The organism is Pedococcus sp. P1_H8, from assembly GCF_056405175.1.
The window spans coordinates 1-407 of the sequence record NZ_JBFUCP010000323.1 but is presented as its reverse complement, the minus strand read 5'-3'; the positions used below and the strand labels follow the sequence as shown (position 1 = coordinate 407).

Sequence of the window (407 nt, the reverse complement as noted above, 5' to 3'; positions counted from 1 at the left end):
TGCTGGCGCCGAGCGTGGACACGGTGCCGGTTCCCCCGAGCCGGGCCTTCGAGGCCCCCGGGCACCGGGCCGACGCGGCGGACGCTACCGGTCGGACGCCCATCGGCGGCGGCTGGATCGGGTACCGCGCCTACCCGGACCTGCCGACCTCGGGAGCCGTACCGGCACTGCCCGAGTCGGCGGGCGGCTGGACGGACAGCGTCCTGTGCCAGGACACCGAGGGCTGCTGGTGGTACGAGTCCCTCACCGACAGTCCGTGCCCCGCGGAGTGGGCCGCGGCGGCGACCGCGCCGTGGGCGGCCCGCCGGCCGTGGCGGCTCGACTGGACCGCGCCCGACCGCGACGCCCACCGGTACGGCGTCGAGGAGTGCCTCGAGGCCATCCGCGCCGGCGAGGTCTACCAGGCC

At 77.6% G+C, this 407-nt stretch carries 1 protein-coding gene; it reads left to right on the top strand.

The window, feature by feature from the left end; genetic code table 11:
* Positions 1 to 23: 23 nt before the first annotated feature.
* Positions 24 to 407, top strand: a 384-nt coding sequence (locus AC1DYG_RS20200) for a hypothetical protein (protein ID WP_477641622.1), incomplete at its 3' end; no start/stop codon positions are given.